This window comes from Verminephrobacter aporrectodeae subsp. tuberculatae At4 (assembly GCF_000193225.1).
GTDB lineage: Bacteria > Pseudomonadota > Gammaproteobacteria > Burkholderiales > Burkholderiaceae_C > Acidovorax > Acidovorax aporrectodeae.
In genome coordinates, this window is record NZ_AFAL01000244.1 from 1 (window position 1) to 1,062 (window position 1,062).

General features: G+C 71.6%; 2 protein-coding genes. Both read right to left on the reverse strand.

All coding sequences use genetic code 11. The features are described 5' to 3' along the window. Positions 1-193 (reverse strand): hypothetical protein (locus VTU_RS26075; protein ID WP_040892282.1); only part of this gene is annotated, 193 nt, incomplete at its 3' end. 38 nt (positions 194-231) lie between these two features. Then, positions 232-1,062: LD-carboxypeptidase (locus tag VTU_RS0106170; protein ID WP_010102141.1), on the reverse strand; the 831-nt coding region annotated here is incomplete at its 5' end.

Below are 1,062 nucleotides of genomic sequence, written 5' to 3' on the forward strand. Positions count from 1 at the left end.
CCTGCGGGGTCTGCGCGCGGATATGCGTCACGTCGGCGGCATCGCGCAGCACCCGCACGGCCGCGCGCAGTCCGGTCACCTGGAGCGTGCCGTCGAGCACCGCGAGGCTGCGCCGCGCATAGACCGCCGCGCCCGACCCCGCGAGCAGCGCCAGCGCCAGCGAAACGACGGCGGTCCATCTGATCCATGCCATGGTGTTCATCTCCTGTCGTCGTTTGTCGTTTCGGCAGCTCAGTGCCGGTGTCCCCAGTGGATCAGCGCGTCGCGCTCCTGCACCGAGAGCGACACCGTGGCGCCGACGGGCAACAGCACCTTGGTCGCCACATGCCCGAACGGCAGGCCGGTGAGCACCGGCGCCTTGATCCGGCTGCGCAACCAGTCGATCACCGATTGCAGCCTGTAGCCCCGGTCATGCGGCGCCAGCCGGAAATCGGTGAACTGCCCCAGCACGACGGCCCTTTGCCGGGCCAGCACACCGGCGTGCAGCAGTTGGGTGAGCAGGCGTTCGATGCGGTAGGGGTGCTCCTGCACGTCCTCCAGAAACAGCACGCCGCCCGACAGGTCCGGCAAGTACGGCGTTCCCAGCAGCGACGCCAGCACGCACAGATTGCCGCCCCACAGGGTCGCGCGCTTCAGGTGCAAATTCGGCACCGCGGGCCGGCCGGTGGCGGCGTCGGGCCGGGCGCGCGGCAGGCGCCAGCCGACGCCCTCGCCATGGCCGGCGAGCAGGTCGTCAAAGCAGGCCTGCATGATCTCGTCGGGTTCGTCGGCGACGCCAAAATCGGAGTCCAGCGCCGGCCCGGCCCAGCTGCGGGCGCCGGTCCGCGCAAGCAGCGCCAGCTGGAAGGCCGTGAAATCGCTGAGCCCCACGAAATGCGTTCCCCGGGCGATGGCCCGGGCGACCGCCTTGTAGCGTATTCCCGGCAGGATGCGTGTGAGGCCGTAGCCGCCGCGCGAGATCAGCGCCACGTCGGCGCCGCTGGCCGCGGCGCGGTGGATCGCGGCCAGGCGCGTGGCGTCGTCGCCCGCAAAGCGCGTGTGGCTCGCCAGCGCGTCGGCGTC